Source organism: Kitasatospora sp. NPDC051853, from assembly GCF_044452665.1.
Classification (GTDB): domain Bacteria; phylum Actinomycetota; class Actinomycetes; order Streptomycetales; family Streptomycetaceae; genus Kitasatospora.
Genome location: NZ_JBITBY010000001.1, coordinates 329679 through 347165, shown reverse-complemented (window position 1 = coordinate 347165; position 17487 = coordinate 329679). Strand labels below are relative to the sequence as shown.

The 17487-nt window shown below is 77.2% G+C and carries 9 protein-coding genes; 4 read left to right on the top strand and 5 right to left on the bottom strand.

From position 1 onward, the window contains the following. Position 1 precedes the first annotated feature (1 nt). The 3 genes from ACIA8O_RS01570 to ACIA8O_RS01560 form a co-directional block, all read right to left on the bottom strand. Positions 2–3205: an amino acid adenylation domain-containing protein gene (locus tag ACIA8O_RS01570; RefSeq protein WP_396291468.1), complete on the bottom strand. Its 3204-nt coding sequence runs from the start codon at positions 3203–3205 to the stop codon at positions 2–4. A 162-nt stretch (positions 3206–3367) separates the two neighbouring features. Next, positions 3368–4006, bottom strand: coding sequence for a response regulator transcription factor (locus tag ACIA8O_RS01565; protein WP_396291467.1), 639 nt, complete (start codon positions 4004–4006; stop codon positions 3368–3370). A gap of 5 nt (positions 4007–4011) precedes the next feature. Continuing rightward, positions 4012–4635 (bottom strand): DNA-binding response regulator, encoded by a 624-nt coding sequence (locus tag ACIA8O_RS01560; protein WP_396291466.1) that lies wholly within the window; start codon positions 4633–4635, stop codon positions 4012–4014. 417 nt (positions 4636–5052) lie between these two features. Between ACIA8O_RS01560 and ACIA8O_RS01555 the strand changes: the two genes are divergently transcribed. The 4 genes from ACIA8O_RS01555 (at position 5053) to ACIA8O_RS01540 (ending at position 13522) form a co-directional block, all read left to right on the top strand. Continuing rightward, a complete protein-coding gene (locus ACIA8O_RS01555) occupies positions 5053–8175 on the top strand; it encodes a type 2 lanthipeptide synthetase LanM family protein (RefSeq protein ID WP_396291465.1) in 3123 nt (1040 codons plus the stop codon). A gap of 94 nt (positions 8176–8269) precedes the next feature. Then, positions 8270–8482: a hypothetical protein gene (locus tag ACIA8O_RS01550; RefSeq protein ID WP_396291464.1), complete on the top strand. Its 213-nt coding sequence runs from the start codon at positions 8270–8272 to the stop codon at positions 8480–8482. Positions 8483–8557: 75 nt separating this feature from the next. After that, entirely contained in the window at positions 8558–11500 is a 2943-nt protein-coding gene (locus ACIA8O_RS01545) for an AAA family ATPase (protein ID WP_396291463.1), read from the top strand. Between the two features lie 258 nt (positions 11501–11758). Continuing rightward, positions 11759–13522 (top strand): BTAD domain-containing putative transcriptional regulator, encoded by a 1764-nt coding sequence (locus tag ACIA8O_RS01540; RefSeq protein WP_396291462.1) that lies wholly within the window; start codon positions 11759–11761, stop codon positions 13520–13522. 24 nt (positions 13523–13546) lie between these two features. On the opposite strand, the gene ACIA8O_RS01535 is transcribed toward ACIA8O_RS01540, so the two are convergent. Then, a complete protein-coding gene (locus ACIA8O_RS01535) occupies positions 13547–15340 on the bottom strand; it encodes an ABC transporter ATP-binding protein (RefSeq protein WP_396291461.1) in 1794 nt (597 codons plus the stop codon). Then, the gene (locus tag ACIA8O_RS01530; RefSeq protein WP_396291460.1) at positions 15337–17040 is read right to left on the bottom strand and encodes an ABC transporter ATP-binding protein; all 1704 of its coding nucleotides are present in this window, start codon (positions 17038–17040) and stop codon (positions 15337–15339) included. Before ACIA8O_RS01530 ends, ACIA8O_RS01535 begins: the two co-directional genes overlap by 4 nt. Between the last annotated feature and the right edge of the window lie 447 nt (positions 17041–17487).

Sequence of the window (17487 nt, the reverse complement as noted above, 5' to 3'; positions counted from 1 at the left end):
GTCAGCGGGTGGCCGCAGCGCGGCGGCGCGGGGTGAGGGCCGGCTTCGGGCGGTCGCCGGTGAGCCGGGGGTAGCCGTCGAGCGCCGCCGCGAGCAGCGCCACGGTGGGGCGGTCGAACAGGGCCCGCACCGGTACGTCGACGCCGAGCGCGGCCCGCAGCCGGACCGAGACCCGGGTGGCGAGCAGCGAGTGCCCGCCGAGCCGGAAGAAGTCGTCGTGCGGGCCGACCGCCGGGATGCCCAGCACCTCCTGCCAGACCTCGGCGACGGCGCGCTCGCGCGGGCCGAGCGGGGCGGCGTCCGCCGGGGCCGGCCCGGCGGCGGCCGCCTCGGGCAGCGGGAGCGCGTGGCGGTCGACCTTGCCGCTGACCGCCCTCGGCACCTCGTCCAGCAGCACGAACGCGGCCGGGACGAGGTAGTCGGGCAGGGACTGCAGGAGCAGCCGGCGCAGCTCGTCCGGCGCGGGCGGGCGGGCCGGGTCCCGGGGGACCAGGTAGGCGGTGAGCTGCCGCCCGCCCGCGCCGTCGGGCGTCGGGTGGACCACGGCGGCCCGGACGTCGTCCAGGCCGAGCAGGGCGGCCTCGATCTCGCCGGGCTCGATCCGGTGGCCGCGGATCTTCACCTGGTGGTCCCGGCGGCCGAGCACCTCGATCGACCCGTCCGGGCGCAGCCGCCCCAGGTCGCCGGTGGCGTACAGCCGGCCGCCGGGCAGGGCGGAGTGCGGATCGGGCCGGAAGGCGCCGGCGGTCTGGGCGGGCCGGCCGAGGTAGCCCCAGGCCAGGCCGGTGCCGCTGACGAAGATCTCCCCCGTGCCGTCCTCGGCCACCGGCTCCAGGCGGTCGTCGAGCAGCCGGACGTCGGTGTTGTCCAGCGCCGACCAGTCGAGGATCCGGCCGTCGTCGGCGTGCCGGGCGAGGCTGGTCCAGATGGTCGCCTCGGTCGGCCCGTACAGGTCCCAGACCCTCGCTCCCGTCCCGGCCAGCGTGCACGCCAGCTCCGGGTGGAGCTTCTCCCCGCCGGAGAGCACCAGCGTGCCGGGGTCCGGCGCCCAGCCGGTCTCGGTGAGCATCCGCAGCACCGACGGGGTGGCCTGGACCACGGCCGGCCGGTGACGGGCCGTCAGGGCGGCCATCCGCTCCGGGTCCCGCTGCTCCTCGGTGTCGGCCACCACCACCCGGGCGCCGGTGGTCAGCGGCAGGCACAGCTCCAGCATCGACGGGTCGAAGGAGACCGTGGTCAGGGCCAGCACGGCCTCGCCCGGCCGCAGCGCGATCCGGTCGGCCATCGCGGCCAGGAAGTTGGCCAGCGCGCGGTGCGGGACGGGCACGCCCTTGGGCATGCCGGTCGAGCCCGAGGTGTGGAAGACGTAGGCGAGGTCGTCCGGTCCGCCGGCCCGGTCGGGGCGGCCGGCGGGCCCGGCGTCGAGGGCGGCCCGGTCCCGGTCGAGCAGCACGGTGCGCACGCCGGTGCCGGCCAGCCGCTCGTGGTGCGCGAGGTCGGTGAGCACCACGGCGGCGCCGGTGTCGGCGATCAGGTAGGCGATCCGCTGGGCGGGGTGCATCGGGTCGAGCGGTACGTAGGCGGCGTCGGCCTTGAGGATCGCGAGCAGGGCCACCACCAGGGCGGTGCCCCGCTCCAGGTGCACCCCGACCCGGTCGCCCCGGCCGACGCCCAGGGCCCGGAGCCGGTGGGCGAGCCGGTTCGCCCGGTCGTCGAGTTCGGCGTAGCTCAGCGCGCCGTCGGCCGAGGCGACCGCGACCGCCCCCGACGTGGCCAGGGCCTGACGCTCGAACAGGTCGGTGAAGGTCTCCTCCGGCAGGTCGCGCGCCGGGCCCCGGCCCAGGGCCAGCAGGCGCCGCCGCTCCTTGGCCGGCAGCAGCGGCAGCCTCCCGGTCACCTCGGTCAGCGGCTCGGCCGGGTCGGCCAGCGCCTCGCGCAGCAGCCGGACGTAGCCGGCCGCGAGGTGCTCCACGGTCTCCCGGTCGAAGAGCGCGGTCGCGTACTGGAGACGGCCGGACAGGCCGCCGTCGGGGCCGCGCAGCAGGTCCATCACCAGGTCGAGGGGAGTGCCGGTGGCATCCGTCGGCACCACCTGGACGTCCAGGCCCGGCAGGGCGGGCGGTTCGGTCCCGCGGTCGAGCAGCAGGAAGGAGACCTGGAAGAGCGGGTTGCGGGCGAGGTCGCGTTCCGGGGCGAGCTCGGTGACGACGTGCTCGAAGGGGGTGTCGGCGTGCGAGAGGTCGGTGAGGACGGCGTTGCGCACCCGCTCGACGAGCCCGCCCAGGCCGGGGCCGCCGGACAGGTCGGTGCGCAGGACCACGGTGTTGACGAAGAGTCCGATCAGGTCGCGGGTCCCGGCCGGGCCGCGCCCGGCCACCGGCGCGCCCACCGCGAGGTCGGTCCGGCCGGTGTACCGGCCGAGCAGCGCCTGGAAGGCCGCCAGCAGCACCATGTACCTGGTCGCCCGGTGCGAGCGGGCCAGCCGGTCCACCTCGGCGGCCAGGTCGGCGGGGAGCGTGAACCGGACCAGACCGGCGTCACCGTCCCAGACCGGCGGGCGGGGGCGGTCGGTGGGGAGCTCCAGCGGGCCGAGGCCGGCCAGCCGGGACCGCCAGTACGCGCGCCCCGCGGCCGCCCGGTCCGCCGGGACGGCCTCCTGCCGTTCCGCGAAGTCCGCGTACTGGAAGGCGAGTTCGGGCAGCTCGGCGGCGGTCCCCGAGGTCCTGGCGCGGTAGCCGGCCGCGAGCTCCCGGGTGAGCACGTTCCAGGAGGCGAAGTCGAAGGCGATGTGGTGCACCACGACGGTCAGCAGGTGGTCGTCCTCGGCCAGCCGGGCCAGCACCGCCCGGAGCGGCGGCGCGGCCGCCAGGTCCAGCGGGCGCCGCAGCTCCCGGCGGACCAGCGCGTCGACGCCGTCGGCGCCCTCCGCGTCGACCCGCTCCAGCGGCACCGCGACCCGGGCGGCCACCCGGGCGACCGGCTCGCCGTCCACCTCCGCGTACTCCGTGCGCAGGACCTCGTGCCGCTCCAGCACGTCCGCGAGGGCACCGGTCAGCGCCTCGGCGTCCAGGGCGCCGCGGATGCGCAGGGCCATCGCGAGCAGGTGGTCCGCGGAGCCGGGCCGGAGCTGGTCGAGGAACCACAGCCGCCGCTGCGCGAAGGACGTCGTCCGGGTGGTACCGGTCGTGCGGCCGTCAGCGTCCACCGGCTCACTCACCTCCAAGATCGGGATCAGGGCGCGTCCCCGGGACCGGGGCACACGGGAAGCCTGTCGGCCGGGTGACCGGCCGGGTAGGGAAGGAGCGGCAGCGCTCGGCCGCCGGATTCACTGCGCTTACGTCTCTGTCCGGCCGCCCGCGGGCGGCGGTCAGATCAGACCCGTGCGGACCGCCTCGGCCACCGCGTGGGCGCGGTTGCGGGCGTGCAGCCGGGACATCAGCTCGTAGAGGGCGTTCTTGACGGTGTGCTGGGAGCAGGACAGCGCCCGGGCGATGGCGGCGTTGTCGTGGCCCTCCGCGACGAGCGAGAGCACGGTGGCCTGACGGGGCGTCAGGGGCGAGGTGCCCGGGCGGGCCGGGGCCGCCGCCTCCCCGCCGGGGTGGCGGAGCAGCCGGACCAGCACGTCGTAGGGCATCCGGCCGTCGCCGTGGTACGCGCTGTGCAGGGCGTCGACCAGCCGCTCGCCGGTCGCGTCGGACGAGTGCAGCATCGCGACCGCCCCGGCCCGCACCGCGCGCCGGACGCCGACGGCCGTGAAGCCGGAGGCGACCACCAGCAGGCGCAGCCCCTGCGTCCGCCCGTCCGCCGGGCAGCCGTCGAGCGCCTGGTCGACGGTCGGGGCGGCGGCCAGCAGCACGGCGTCGTCGCACTCGGCCGCGGCCGGTACGCCCACCCGGCGCAGGCTCCCCAGTACGGCCTCGCCCACGGTGCCGCCCGCCGTGAGCACCCGGACCGGCGGGTGCCCGGCCACCGGCCGGCCGGGCAGCGCGCACCCCCGCGTCGCCACCGGGCTCACAGCAGGCCCGTCCGGAGCGCGTAGGCCACCGCGTGGGCGCGGTTGCGCAGCCGGTAACGCCGGTTGATGTCGCGCACCACGGTGGTCACCGTCCGGGGCGAGTAGCAGAGCTCGCGGGCGATCTCCTCGGTCTCGCGGCCGTCGGCGACCAGCCGCAGGACCGCGAGCTCCCGATCGTCCAGGCCGCCGTGGGCCCCGTGCTCCCCCCGGGGGCCCGGTGCCGCGGCGGCCGCACCGTACTCCAGCAGACTGTCGATCAGATCGGGCGGCACGGTGAAGTCGCCCCCGGCCGCGGTGAGGACGGTGCGCACCAGCCGGTCCCCGCCGACCTCGCGGCGGCGCAGCAGGCCGGCGGCGCCGGCCTCGATGGCGCGCAGCGCCTCGGCCGGGGCCAGCTCGGTGGAGACCAGCACCACGTCGGGACGGTGGGCCTCCGTACGGATCGCCCGCACCTGGTCCAGCTCCCGGCCGGTGATCCGGTCGACCACCACGACCACCACCCTCGCCGTCTCGTGCGGCAGCACGACGTCGAGATCGGGACTGCTGAGCAGCGTGCTCCGGACTCCGGCCTCCAGCACCGGATCCGGCGCGACGACGCTGACGGACACGGGATCGCCCATGGGTACTCCTCGATCGGCTCGCGGTCGGCTCCTGGCCAAGAGCTTCGGCGCCCCGGGCGGACCCCGGCATCGGGTCGCTGCCCCCACATTCCCGCCCGGGCCACGAGGGCCTCCCCACGCCGGCCGGGCCACCCCCGGCCTGACCTGCGGCCGTACCCGCCCCACCCGCCACGGCCGGGGCGGTTCCTCCCCCGGCGGGGCCCGCCCCATGAGGAGCACCGTCCGGCGCGTCCTCCCCGCGCGGCGGAGGAAACCCCCACCCCACGCCCGCCGGGCCACCCCCCGCCTGACCTGCGGCCGTACCCGCCCCGGCCCCCGCCCCACCCCCCGCGGCCGGGGCGCTGGGTAGTGCCGCACGGGAATTTGCGCAGTGAACCCCCATGTCCCGGTAGGGGGGCCGCTGGCAGGGTGAGGCACGTGACCGCCACCGCCACCGCCGCCGCCCCGGCCGACAGCCACCCCGACTCCCTGCCCCTGTTCTGGTGGGCCCCCGGCACCAGCCTGCGCGAGCGGCTGGACGCCCCGGACCTCCCGGCGCCGGTCGCGCCGGAGCCGGCCGGCCTGCCAGGGCTGGAGCAGGAGTGCCTGGCCGTCCGGCTGTCGGCGCTGGGTGTGGGTGCGGGTCTCGCGGGGGCGCTCGCCGCCGAGCCGGCCGACCGCCTGGGCGGGCGGGTCGCCAAGCCGGACTGGGCCGTGTTCGTGGAGCGGGCGGTGGCCGCCGCGGACTCCTGGGAGGTCGTCCCGGTGGCGGGCGAGGGGGCGGAGGTGTTCGCTCCGGTGCTGCGTCCGCTGGTCGAGGCCGCCGTCGACGCGCTGCTCCGGCTCTCCCGCGAGGCGGGGGCCGGCCCGGAGGACCTGTCCGTCCTGGTGCCGAGGTTCCGCGACTGGCTGGGCCGGCGGATCTCGGGGCTGGCCGCGCGGACCCTGGCGGTGGAGCTCGCGGCCGCCCGGTCCGCCGGGCTGCTGGGCGGGAGCGGACCGGCGGACCGGTTCGCGGACTTCCTCCGCCGGTCGGGCGGCCGGGCCGGGCTGGGCCGTCTGTTCGCCGCCCACCCGGTGCTCGCCAGGCTGCTCGGCCGCACCTGCCTGCGGACGGCGTTGGCCTCCTCGGAGCTGGTCGCCCGGCTCGCCGCCGACCGCCGGGACATCACCGCGACGATCCTCGGCGGAACGGCCCCGGGGCCGCTGACCGAGGTCGAACTGGGCCTGGGCGATCCGCACCAGGGCGGCCGGTCGGTCTCGCTGCTGCGCTTCGCGGACGGGTCCGCCGTCGTCTACAAGCCGCGGCCGCTGGACCAGCACGCGCTGCTGGACCGGATGGCCGGCTGGCTCGACCCGCGGGCCCCCGGGCTCTGCCTGCGGACCCCGCGCACGGTCGCCCGGGACGGCTACGGCTGGCTGGAGTACATCACCCACCGGCACTGCCGCTCCCTCGCCGAGGTCGACCTCTTCTACCGCCGGCAGGGCGTGCTGCTCGCCCTGGCCCACTCGGTCGAGGGCGTGGACCTGCACTTCGACAACCTCATCGCGCACGGCGACCAGCCGGTGCTGGTGGACGTGGAGACCCTCCTGCACCCCGCCCTGCCCGAGACCGCGGCCCAGCCCGACCCGGCGGCCGCGGCGCTCGCCTCCTCGGTGCACCGGACCTGCCTGCTGCCCCAGCTGATGGTCGGCGAGTTCGGCGCGCTGGACATCTCGGCGATCGGCGGCGCGCCGGGCGGCACCCTGCCGTGCGCCCGGATGGGCTGGGACGGGGCCGGGACGGACACCATGCGGCTGGTACGCCGTCCCGCCCCGTTCGACGGGGCGCGCAACCGGCCGCAGCCCCCGGGCAGCGGCAGCGGTCCGACCGACCACCTGGAGGCCCTGCTGGCCGGCTTCCGGCTGGGGTACGACACCGTCGTCGCCCACCGGGACGACCTGACCGGCCCCACCGGCCCGCTCGCGGGCCGGACCGGCGCGGTCGGACGGCTGGTCGCCCGCCCCACCCAGCTGTACTGCACGCTGCTGGAGGAGTCGACCCACCCCGCCGTGCTGCGCGACGGGCTCGACCGGGACGCGATGTTCTCGGTGCTGTGGGCCGAGTCCGGCGGCGACCCGGCGCGGCAGCGGCTGATCGAGCACGAGATCGCCGACCTGTGGGACGGCGACGTACCGGTCTTCTTCCACCGCCCCGCGGGAACGGACGTGTGGACGTCCACCGGCGTCCGGGTGAGCGGCGTGCTCGACACCTCCGGGCTGGCCTCGGCACTGCGCAAGATCGGGTCGATGGGCGCGGTCGACCGGCACGACCAGGAGTGGATCATCTCCGCCGCGCTGGCCACCGCCCAGCCGGACGCCCGGCCCGCCCACCGCCGTCCGGCCGGCCCGGCCCGGCCGTCACCCGCCGCCGTGCCGGAGCCGCAGGCGCTGCTCGCCGCGGCCTGCGGCATCGCGGACGAGATCGCGGGCCGCGCCGCCCGGGGGCCGGGGCGCGTGAACTGGATCGGCCTGGAGCCGGTGGACACGCACTGGACCATGCTCCCGATGGGCGCGGGCCTGGCCCACGGCTACTGCGGTGCGGCGCTGTTCCTGGCCCAGGTGGGCCAGCTGACCGGCTCCTCGCGGTACCGGGACCTGGCCCGCGCGGCGGTCGCGCCGCTGCCCGGGCTGCTGGCCACCATGGCCGACGACCCGGACCTGGGCCGGGCCGTCGGGCCGGGCGGCTTCGACGGCCTGGGCGGGATCTGCTACGCCGTCGCCCGGCTCGGCACGCTGCTCGACCAGGACCTCGACGGCTGTCTGCCCACCGCCCTGCAGGCCCTGGCCGCCTGCCTCGACGACCCCGGCACCACGACCGACGTGTCGGCCGGCCTCTCCGGTGCGCTGGTGGCGCTGCACGCCGTCCACCGGGAGAGCGGGCTGCCGGAGGCCGCCCGCCTCGCGGACCGCCTGGCCCCCCGGCTGCTCGCCCGGGCCGGGGACGCCCCGGCCGGGCACGGTTTCGCCTTCGGCTCCGCCGGGGTCGGCTGGGCTCTGCTCCGCCACGCGCGGGCCGCCGGGCCGTCGGCCGGGGAGCGGTTCGCCGCCGCCGGACGGGCGCTGGTCACCGGCGCCCTCGCCGCCGCCGAGCAGGACCCGAAGGACCTCGGCTGGTGCTCCGGGCTGTCCGGCACCGTCCTGGCGGCGGTGGACGGCCTGCGGTGGCCGGCCCCCGACGGGGCCGTCGACGACGCGCTCGGCCGGGCGCTGCGCTCGCTCACCGGGCAACTGCCGTCCTCCGACCTCAGCCTGTGCCACGGCGACCTGGGCGTGGCCGAGGCCCTGGGCGTGCTCGCCCGCAGGCGCCCCGAGGCCCGGTCCGCCCTGCACACCCGGGCCGGCGTCACGCTCGGCGTCCTGCGGGACCGGGGCCGCCTGTGCGGGACGCCCGGCCACGTGACCACCCCCGGACTGCTCAGCGGCCTGTCCGGCATCGGGTACGCCCTGCTCAGGCTGGGGTTCCCCGACAGCGTGCCGTCCGTGCTGCTGCTCGACCCGAGTCCCGCCTGGGCCTCCTGACCGTTTCCCCTCGCGCCGGGCCGGGAAGCCCGTCCCGGCGCACCCTCGCACCCTCCTTCCGTACCGAGGCACATCCACACAGATGGGATCAGCAATGACGCTCGAGCCGTCGCAGGACACCCTCCCCGCCACCGAGGACACGATCGCCGAGGCCGACGACCGGACCGGCGACCCGGCGGGCGAGATCCGGCTGGTGCGCCGCAACCGCGCGTACAGCAAGGTCCTGGCCCTCGCCGGGCTCGGTCTCAGCAGCGGTCTGGTCGTGGCCCTCGATCCCTTCGGCACGAGCGTCTCGATCACGTCCTGACGGCTCCCGTTTCCGCCAGAGGATCGAACAGAAGCACTAGGACTTCGTCATGTCGGTCCACTACTATGCGGAACCATGCGCGCACGTGCAGTTGAGATCATCGGACGTGACACCGAGCTCGCCGCACTCAAGGCCTCCTTGCAAGCGGCGCGGGAGTCGCGCGGGTTCGCGGCCTTCCTGATCGGCGAGGGCGGCATCGGGAAGTCCCGACTGGTCGCCGAGGCGACCGGTGCCGCGCTCGACGGCGGTCTCCGGGTGCTCCGGGGGCGGAGCAGCACCATCGGACCGATGGTGCCGCTCCGCCCCCTCACCGAGGCCCTGATGCCCCTGTCGCGCGGCGGCGAGCCCCTCGACGAGGCCGGGCTCGGCCCCTACCGCCCGGTGCTCGGCCGGCTGATACCCGACTGGAGCGCCGGCACCCAGGAGCAGAGCTCGATGGTGGTGCTCGGCGAGGCCGTCCTGCGGCTGCTCGCGGCCATCGGGCGGGAGCGCGGCTGTCTGCTGGTCCTGGAGGACCTGCACGACGCCGACACCGAGACCCTGGCGGTCATCGAGTACCTGATCGACAACCTGGACCAGCTTCCGCTCATGCTCCTGGCGACCGTACGGGCCGAGCCGAGCGACGCGCTGGACCTGGCCGAGTCCGCGGCCAGGCGCCGTTCCGGCACCGCCCTCCGGCTCACGCCGCTGGCCGGCGACGACATCACCGACATGGTCGCCTCGTGCCTGGAGACCACCCCCGACCAGGTGCCCGCCGAGGCGCTGGCGCGGATCCGGGAGGACAGCGGCGGCAACCCGTTCCTCATCGAGGAGCTGCTCCAGGGCATGGTCGCCGGCGGTGCGCTGATCCGGGACGGCGGCAGCTGGCGGGTGGTCGGCGACCTGCGCCGCCAGGTGCCCCGGGCACTCCTCCAGGGCGTCGTGCACCGCATCGACCAGCTCGGCCCGCAGGGGCAGACCCTGCTGTCGGCCGCCGCCGTCCTCGGCCGCCGGTTCCCGCTGTCGGTGCTCCAGCGGATGACCGGCGTCGACGACCGGAGCCTGCTCAGCCACCTGCACGCCGGGGTGGCCGCGCAGCTCGTGGTGGTCGACGAGCCCGCGCCCGACTGGTACGCCTTCCAGCACCCGCTCACCGCCGAGGCCCTGCTGGCCCAGCTCACCCCCGCCGCCCGGGCGGCGCTCTGCGCGCAGGCGGCGGACGCGCTGGAGGCCCTGCACCCCGAGCTGGAGGGCGAGTGGTGCCCGCTCGCCGCCTCCCTGCGCGCCAACGCCGGGGACCACGCCCGCGCCGGGCGGCTGCTGACCGAGGCCGGGCGCCGGGCGCTGGCGAGCGGCGCGATCGGCTCCGCGGTGTCGCTCCTCGACCGGGCCGAGCGCCTGCTCGCCCCCGGCTCCAACTGCACGGCCCACGCCGAGGCCCTCGAACTCCTGCTGCCGGCCCTGGCCGAGACCGGCGAGCTGACCCGCGCGCTCAGCCTGGCGGACAGTCTGCGGGACCTGGTCGGGGCCGGGCTCGGAGCCCCCCGCCTGGCGGCCCTGCACACCCACCTCGCCCAGGTCGCCTACATCGCCGGCCGCTGGGCGGACGGGAACGAGCAGATCGAGCGCGCCCGGACCCTGCTCGGCTCCGCCCCCGACGAGGCGTACACCGCCCCGATCGACGTGATGGCGGGCTACCTCACCCTCGACACCCCCGGCCCGGACCGGACCCAGAAGGCCGAGCGGCTGGCCCGCTCCGCGATCGCGGCCGCGGAGCGCCACCACCTGCCCCTGGTCTCCTGCCAGGCCTGGGAGCTCCTGGGCGTCATCGCCCGCGAGCGCGACCTGGCGGAGGCCGACGCCTGCCTGGAGCGGGCGATGCGGACGGCGGAGGACCACAACCTGCCGGTCCAGCGGATGTACGCGCTGGCCCGGCTCGGCGGCAGCCGGTGGCTCGCGGACGGCGACACCCGCACCCTGGAGGTGGCCCGGGCCGAGGCCCGGCGGCTGGGCGCGGTCACCGTGCTCTACACCCTGGACGCGATCACCGTCCTCCACCTGGTCCTGCAGGGCCGGTTCGCCGAGGCCCGGCCGCTCGGGGACGAGTGCCTGGCGGTGGCCGGCCGGCTGCGGCTCACCCCGGTCGCCCGCTACGTCCTGATGGCCAAGGCGGTGTCGGCCGCCCACCAGGGCGACCGCGCGGCGATGAACGAGGCGCTGACCGAGTTCGGCCGCTGGGGCGGCAGCGGTTCGGTGGAGGAGCCGCTGGCCCTCGGTCTCGCCCGGGCCTTCTGCGCACTCCTGGAGGAGGACCGGGCCCGGGCCCTCCGGGACCTGGCCGGGGTGACGGCGCTGGAGGCGCAGAACCCGACCACCTTCCACCTGAGCGGACGCCACGGCGTCGGCCTGCTGCTGGACGTGCTGGCCGGGCAGGCCGACCGCGCCCGGTACGAGGCGGTCGCCGCCAGCTCGGCCGGGCGGATGCGGTGGAACCGGCACTTCGTCCTGCTCGCCGAGGCCGTCCTGCTCGGCCGGGAGGGCGAGGCCGCGGCCGCGGTCCGGGCGGCCCTGCTGGCCCAGGAGCTCGCCGCGCCCTACCCCGCCGCGCTCCACCTGGGGCAGCGGCTGATCGCGGAGGAGGCCGCCGCCGCCGGCTGGGGCGACCCGGAGGCCTGGCTGCGCCAGGCCGAACTCCACTTCCAGCAGGCCTCGGTGCCCGCGGTCGCCAGCGCCGCCCGCGGCCTGCTGCGCGGCATCGGGGCCCACGTCCAGCAGCGCCGCACCGGCAGCGACCACATCCCCGCCGAGCTGCGCCTGCTCGGCGTCACGGTCCGCGAGTACGAGGTCTTCCAGGTGCTGACCGACCGGCTGAGCAACAAGGCGATCGCCGAGCGCCTGCACATCTCGCCGCGGACGGTCGAGAAGCACATCGCCAGCCTCATCACCAAGACCGGGCAGCCCAACCGCTCCGGCCTCTGCGAGCTGTCCGCCTCCCACGCGGCCGGCCGCCCGCCCGAGCTGGTCCTGACCCGGGGGTAGAGCCGGTCGCCCTGACGGCCCCTGAGGGGTCGTCACCCAGGGCCGGGCCGCGGCGGGGGCCAACATGGGGGCCGCGCCCCCATGTCCGGTGCGCCGCCCGTCGGCAGAATCGGCGGTGGCGCAGCGCACGGCAGCCCCCCGGTCGGTCGGACGGGGGAGCACGTACGCCTCTCTTCCTACTTCTGGGGGCCCTGGGTGTTGAGCTCGAATTGGTGCGTACCGCAGACCGGGCCGGCCGCGACGGCGCCGCGGGGCCGGATGCTCCCGCCGGCCCTGCCGGACGCGTGCGTCGAGCGTCCCGGGCTGGTGGCGGTCCTCGACGCGGCGGTCCGACGGCGCGTCACCCTCCTGCTGGCCGGGCCCGGTTGGGGCAAGTCGACCTCGCTGGCCCTGTGGGCGCGGTCCAACCCGGTGGCCTGGCTCACCGTCGACGAGGACCACTCCGACCTCGGCCGCTTCGCGTCGGACCTGCTCCTCGCGCTCCAGCCCTTCCTCGACCTCCCCGAGGCGGTCCGCGAGGACCTCCCGGTGCTCGAACTCGCCCGGGACGCGGCGGCCTTCGTCGACGTGCTCGCCTTCGCCCTGCGGGGGCAGGCCGTCCTCGTGCTGGACGACGTGCACCACCTCCCGGAGCAGTCGGCCGCCGCCCGGCTGGTGGAGCGGCTGTGCTCCCGGGCGCCGGGCGGCCTGCGGATCGTCCTCACGGCCCGCCGCGAGCCCGCGCTGCGGCTGGACCGGCTGCGCGGGCGGGGCCACGTCTCCGACCTCGACGCCGGGCCGCTGCGGATGGACCCCGCCACGGTGGCGGCGTTCCTCTCCTCGGCGCTCGGTGCCCCGGCGGGAGGGGTGGCCGAGCCGGTCCACCGATGTACCGACGGCTGGCCGGCCGCCGTCCGCCTGACGGCGGACGCGCTGCGCGGCACGCCGCCGCACTCCTGGCCGCAGGCCCTGGCCGCCGGGCCGGGCCCCCGTCTGATGCTGCGTTACGTCCGCGAGGAGGTCCTGGCCGGGGAGTCCGCCGACGCGCTGGAGCTCATGGCGGGCCTGGCCCGGCAGCCCGGGGTCACGGGGCCCGAGGTCGGTGGGCCCGGGGCCGCGGAGCCCGAGGAGCTCCCGCGGGCGGCCGACGACCTGGTGCGGCGCGGCCTGGTCGCCGAGGCGCCGGGGGGTGCCACCCGGGTGGTGGAGCCGATCCGCCGGTGCCTGGCGGTGGGGACGACGGGGGCGGCCGCCCGGACCACCGCGGGGAGGGCCGGGCCCGACCTCGCCTTCCACACCCTCGGCGGCTTCCGGGTGGTCCGCGACGGCCGGGCCGTCCCGACCACCGAGTGGAAGTCGGCCAAGGCCCGCCACCTGCTCAAGCTGCTGCTGGCCCGGCGCGGCCGGCCGGCCTCCCGCGAGCAGCTGATGGACTTCCTCTGGCCGGACGAGGCCCCCGAGCGGCTCGGGAACCGGCTGTCGGTCGTCCTCTCCGCCGCCCGGGCCGCCCTGCTCGGGGACCGGCGCAGCGGTGCGGACGGCCCGCTGGTCGCCGACCGCGACGTGATCCTGCTGGACCTGCGCCGGATCGACGTGGACGTCGAGCGCTTCCTGGAGCAGGCCGCCGAAGCGCTGGACGCCGACCGGCGCGGCGGCGACGCGCTGGCGCTGCTCTCCTCCGCCCACCGGCTCTACCGCGGCGCGTTCCTCGCCGACGACCTCTACGCGGAGTGGGCCGAGCCGCTGCGGGAGGAGGCGCACTCCGAGTTCCTGTGCGTCCTGCACGCGCTGGTCCGGCAGGCCGAACGGTCCGGGGACACCACCCTGGCCATCCGCTTCGCCCTCCGCCTGCTGGAGCACGACGCGTACGACGAGCAGGCGCACATCGGCCTGATCGGGCTGCTCACCCGGGCCGGCCGGCACGGCGAGGCGAGACGCCGGTACGGCACGTACACCGCGCAGATGCGCGCCATCGGGGTGACCCCGTCGTACGCCGCGGGCGGGGGCGCGCCGGCGATGCGCCGAAGCGCCGGACCGGGGTGACCCGGTCCGGCGCCCGGCACCCGGTCAGGACGCGCCCGCACCCACCTCCTCGTGCGTCCTCGCCCCGGGCCCCGGCCCGCCGGATCCCTCCGGTCCGCCTTGGTGCCAGTGGCCGAGCAGCCGCGCGTACAGCGGTGAGAGGCCGGGCAGCAGCCGCGGGGGTGCGACGACCGCCTTGGCGCCGTCGAGCAGCAGGACCCGCCGGGCCCGCTCCGCCGAGCTGATCCGGTGGGCGATGACCACCAGCGCGCCGCCGCGCCGGAGGAAGGCGGCCTCGGCCCGGCTCTCCGCCCGGGGGTCGAGGTGGCAGGTCGCCTCGTCGAGGACGACGATCCTGGCCTCGCTCGCGTGGACCCGGGCGAGCGCGATCAACTGGCGTTCCCCGCTTGAGAGTTCCTCGCCGCCGGGCCCGATCTCTCCGTCGAGCCCGCCGAGCCGTTCGATCAGCGGGCGCAGCCCGAGCTCCTCCACCGTCCGGTCGAGCAGGGCGTCGTCGGCGTCCGGCCGCAGGTAGCCGAGGTTCTCGCGGACGGTGCCCGCGAAGACGTACGCCTCCTGCGGGATCAGCGCGACCTGCCGGTGCAGGTGCGCGGGGTCGACCCGGTCGACGGGGATCCCGCCGAGGGTGACCCGGCCGCCGGTCGGGGCGAGCCCGCCGGTCAGCAGCCGGGCCAGGGTGGACTTGCCCGCGCCGCTCGGTCCGACCACCGCGAGGTGGTCGCCGTCGGCGATCTCCAGGTCCAGTCCGGCCAGCACCGGTTCGGACCAGGGCCCGTAGGAGAAGGTGAGGCCGGTGGTGGCGAGCGGGGCGCCGACGGGCGGGGCGGCCACCCCGGCGGCCGGCACCGGGACGGTCCCGGCGAGGGCGAGCCGCGAGAGGACGGTGCCCAGTTGGATGCCCCAGGTCGCCACCAGGCCGACCAGCGCGCGCAGGGCGGGCAGCAGGTTCGCCGTGACGTAGGTGACCGCGCCGATCAGCTGACCCCCGGTCAGCCGGCCGCCGCCGACCAGCCAGGGCCCGGCCGCCAGGACGGCGAGCAGGGGCAGCTGGCCGCCGAGCAGGACGACCAGGGTGCGCAGCGTGCCGGCCCGGGCGAGCCGGACGGCCGCCTCGGCCTGACGGTCGATCACCGTGCCCACCGCGGTGGCGGCCTGCCGCTCCGCCCCGCACGCGACGACGTCGCGTAGTCCGCCGAGCACCGGCCCCACCTCCTGCGCGATCCGCTCCTCCAGCACCACGGCCTCCCGTCGGCGGGCGGCGAGGCCGCGCAACGTCAGCGCGAACAGCAGCCCGGCCAGCAGCAGCGGCGGCAGCACCAGCGCCACCACGGCCGGTGCCAGGGTCAGCAGCCCGACCAGGGTGGCCAGCAGGGTGACGGCGGTGCGGCGCAGCGAACGCAGCGCGGCACCGACCAGGCCCCGGACGGTCTCCACCTGGCCGGTCAGCCGGGCAACGGCGGAGGTGTCCGGCCGGGCTCCGCCGTGCACGGCGTCGGAGAGGGTGCCGCCGACCAGGCCGCGCACCAGCGCGTCCCGCAGCGGTTCGACGGTCGCCCCGAGCCACGGGAACATGCCCCGGGTGGCCAGCGCGCCGAGGCCGCCCGCCACCACCAGGGCCACCAGGCAGGCCACCCCGATCCCCGGGCGGCCGCGCAGGAACCCCTCGTCCAGGGCGGCAGCGACCAGCCGGCCGGAGAGCAGGGCCGGCAGGCCCTCCAGCAGTGACCACAGCCCGACCCGGACCAACGCGGGCCGCCGGGCGGCGAGTTCGCCGCGCAGCAGGGCCCATCCGGCGCGGGAGTCCGGTTCGCGCGTCATGCCGCCTCCTCCCGTCCGAAGACGGCCCGGTACTCCGGGTCGGACCACAGGTCGGCGTGCTCGCCCACGGCGCGCACCCGGCCGTCGTCGAGCCAGACCACGTGGTCGGCGCCGGCGGCGGTCGCGGGCCGCCGGGCGATGATCAGGCGGGTACGGCCCGCCAGGTCCTCGGTGAGCATGCGGGAGACCTTCATCTCGGTGACGGTGTCCAGGCTGGAGGTCGCGTCGTCCAGCACCAGGACCCTGGCCCCGCGGGCGAGCGCGCGGGCCAGCCCCAGCCGCTGGGTCTCGCCGCCGGACAGCCCGAGGCCGGCCAGCGGGGTCGCGTAGCCCTGCGGCAGCCGCCGGACGAAGGTGTCCATCTCGGCGAGCCGGGCGGCCCGTTCGACCGCCGCCTGCTCCGGTCGGGCGCAGCCGTACGCGATGGCGTCCCGGACGGTCCCGCCGAGCAGCACCGGGCGTTCGAAGGCGTAGGCGATCTCCTGCCGGAGCTCCCGCGGGTCGACCCGGTCGACCGGGGTGCCGTCGAGCAGCACCTCGCCCTCGTCCGCCTCGGCCAGCCGCCCGATCAGCCGGGCGAGGGTGCTCTTGCCCGCGCCGGACGGCCCGACCAGGGCGAGCGCCCGGCCGGCCGGCAGGTCCAGGTCGACGGCGTCGAGGACGGTGCGCCCGCCCTGACGGACCGTCACCTTCCGCAGCTGGACCCGGCCCGGCCCGGCCGCCAGGGGTTCCCGCCCCGACGGGGCCGTGTCGGAGGGTCCGTCGAGGAGCTCGTCCACCCGGCGGGCCCCGGCCCGGGCCCGGGCGAACTCGGCGTAGGCGTCGATCTGGTTGAGGAACCCCAGCGCCAGCACGGTGTACCCGGCCGCCGCGAGCAGCTGCCCGGCGGGCAGCGTGCCCCGGACCACGGCGAAGCCGGCCACGGTGAGCACGGCCGCCTCCACCACCGGCACCAGCAGCTGCATCCGCCAGACCACCGACCGCTGCCGCTCCCAGGTCTCGGTGCCCACCGCGGAGAGCGCGGGCAGCGGTTCGAGCACCCGGGCGGTCTCCTGCTCCAGCGTCCCGGCCGCCCGGACGGTCCGGATTCCCGCCAGGGTCTCGGTCAGCCGGGCGGCGATCGAGGCCTGCAGCTCCTGGTACCGGACGAACAGGTCGGCCATCCGGCTGACGAACAGCCGGATCAGGACGAACAGCGGCACGGCGCTGACCACCAGGGTCACCGCCAGCCAGGGGTGGACGAACCAGAGCATCACCAGCCCGGCCAGCGAGGTGGCCAGGCCGGCCACGATGCCGAGGCCGGCCAGCGCGAGGTGTCCGGCATCGGTGGTGTTGGCGACCAGCCGGCCGGTGACGTCACCGGCGGCGAGCTCGCGGCCGGCCGTCCCGCGGGCCAGCACCCCGGCCAGCAGCCCGTGCCGGAGCAGGGCGGTCGCACGGGTCCCGCAGGAGGCCGCGACGATCTCGGTGACCGCCTCCAGCCCGGCGGCGGCGAGCAGCAGCAGCGCGACGCCCGCCACGGTCCGGCCGTCGGCCCGCCCGGCGAGGGCCGCGTCCGCCGCCCCCGCCACCGCGGCCGGCAGGGCCAGCACCACCGCCGCCCCGGCGAGCCGGGCCCCGGCCAGCAGGGCCAGCCGCCCGGCCACCGGCCGCACCGCCCGTCGGGCGGTACCACCGGCCGGGTTCTTCCTCGTCCCCATCCCGTCCCTCCCCTCGTCGTCGTGCGCGTCCCGGAACACACCCGGGGGCGCCGCACACCCGTACGGCGCCCCGGGCAGTGGTGTGCTACTCGGCCGCGCTGGTGTACTCGCAGGTGACGGAGCAGGTGTAGGTGCAGGGGCGCAGGCCATCGGCCTCCTCGCCCGGCAGCATCTCCAGGGCCTCGACGGACTCGACGATCTCCATGACGGTTCTCCTTCTCTCAGTGGTCGTGCTCTCAGTGGTCGTGGTTGACGGTGGCTCGGGAACTCACTCGGCCTGGCTGGTCATCTGGCAGGTGATCGAGCAGGTGTAGGTGCAGGGGCGCAGGCCCTCGGCCTCCTCGCCCGGCAGCATCTCCAGGGCCTCGACGGTCTCGACGGTCTCCATGACGGTTCTCCTTCTTCTCCGACGGGTGGTGCGGTACCACGGCCGGGCCGGCCGTGGTG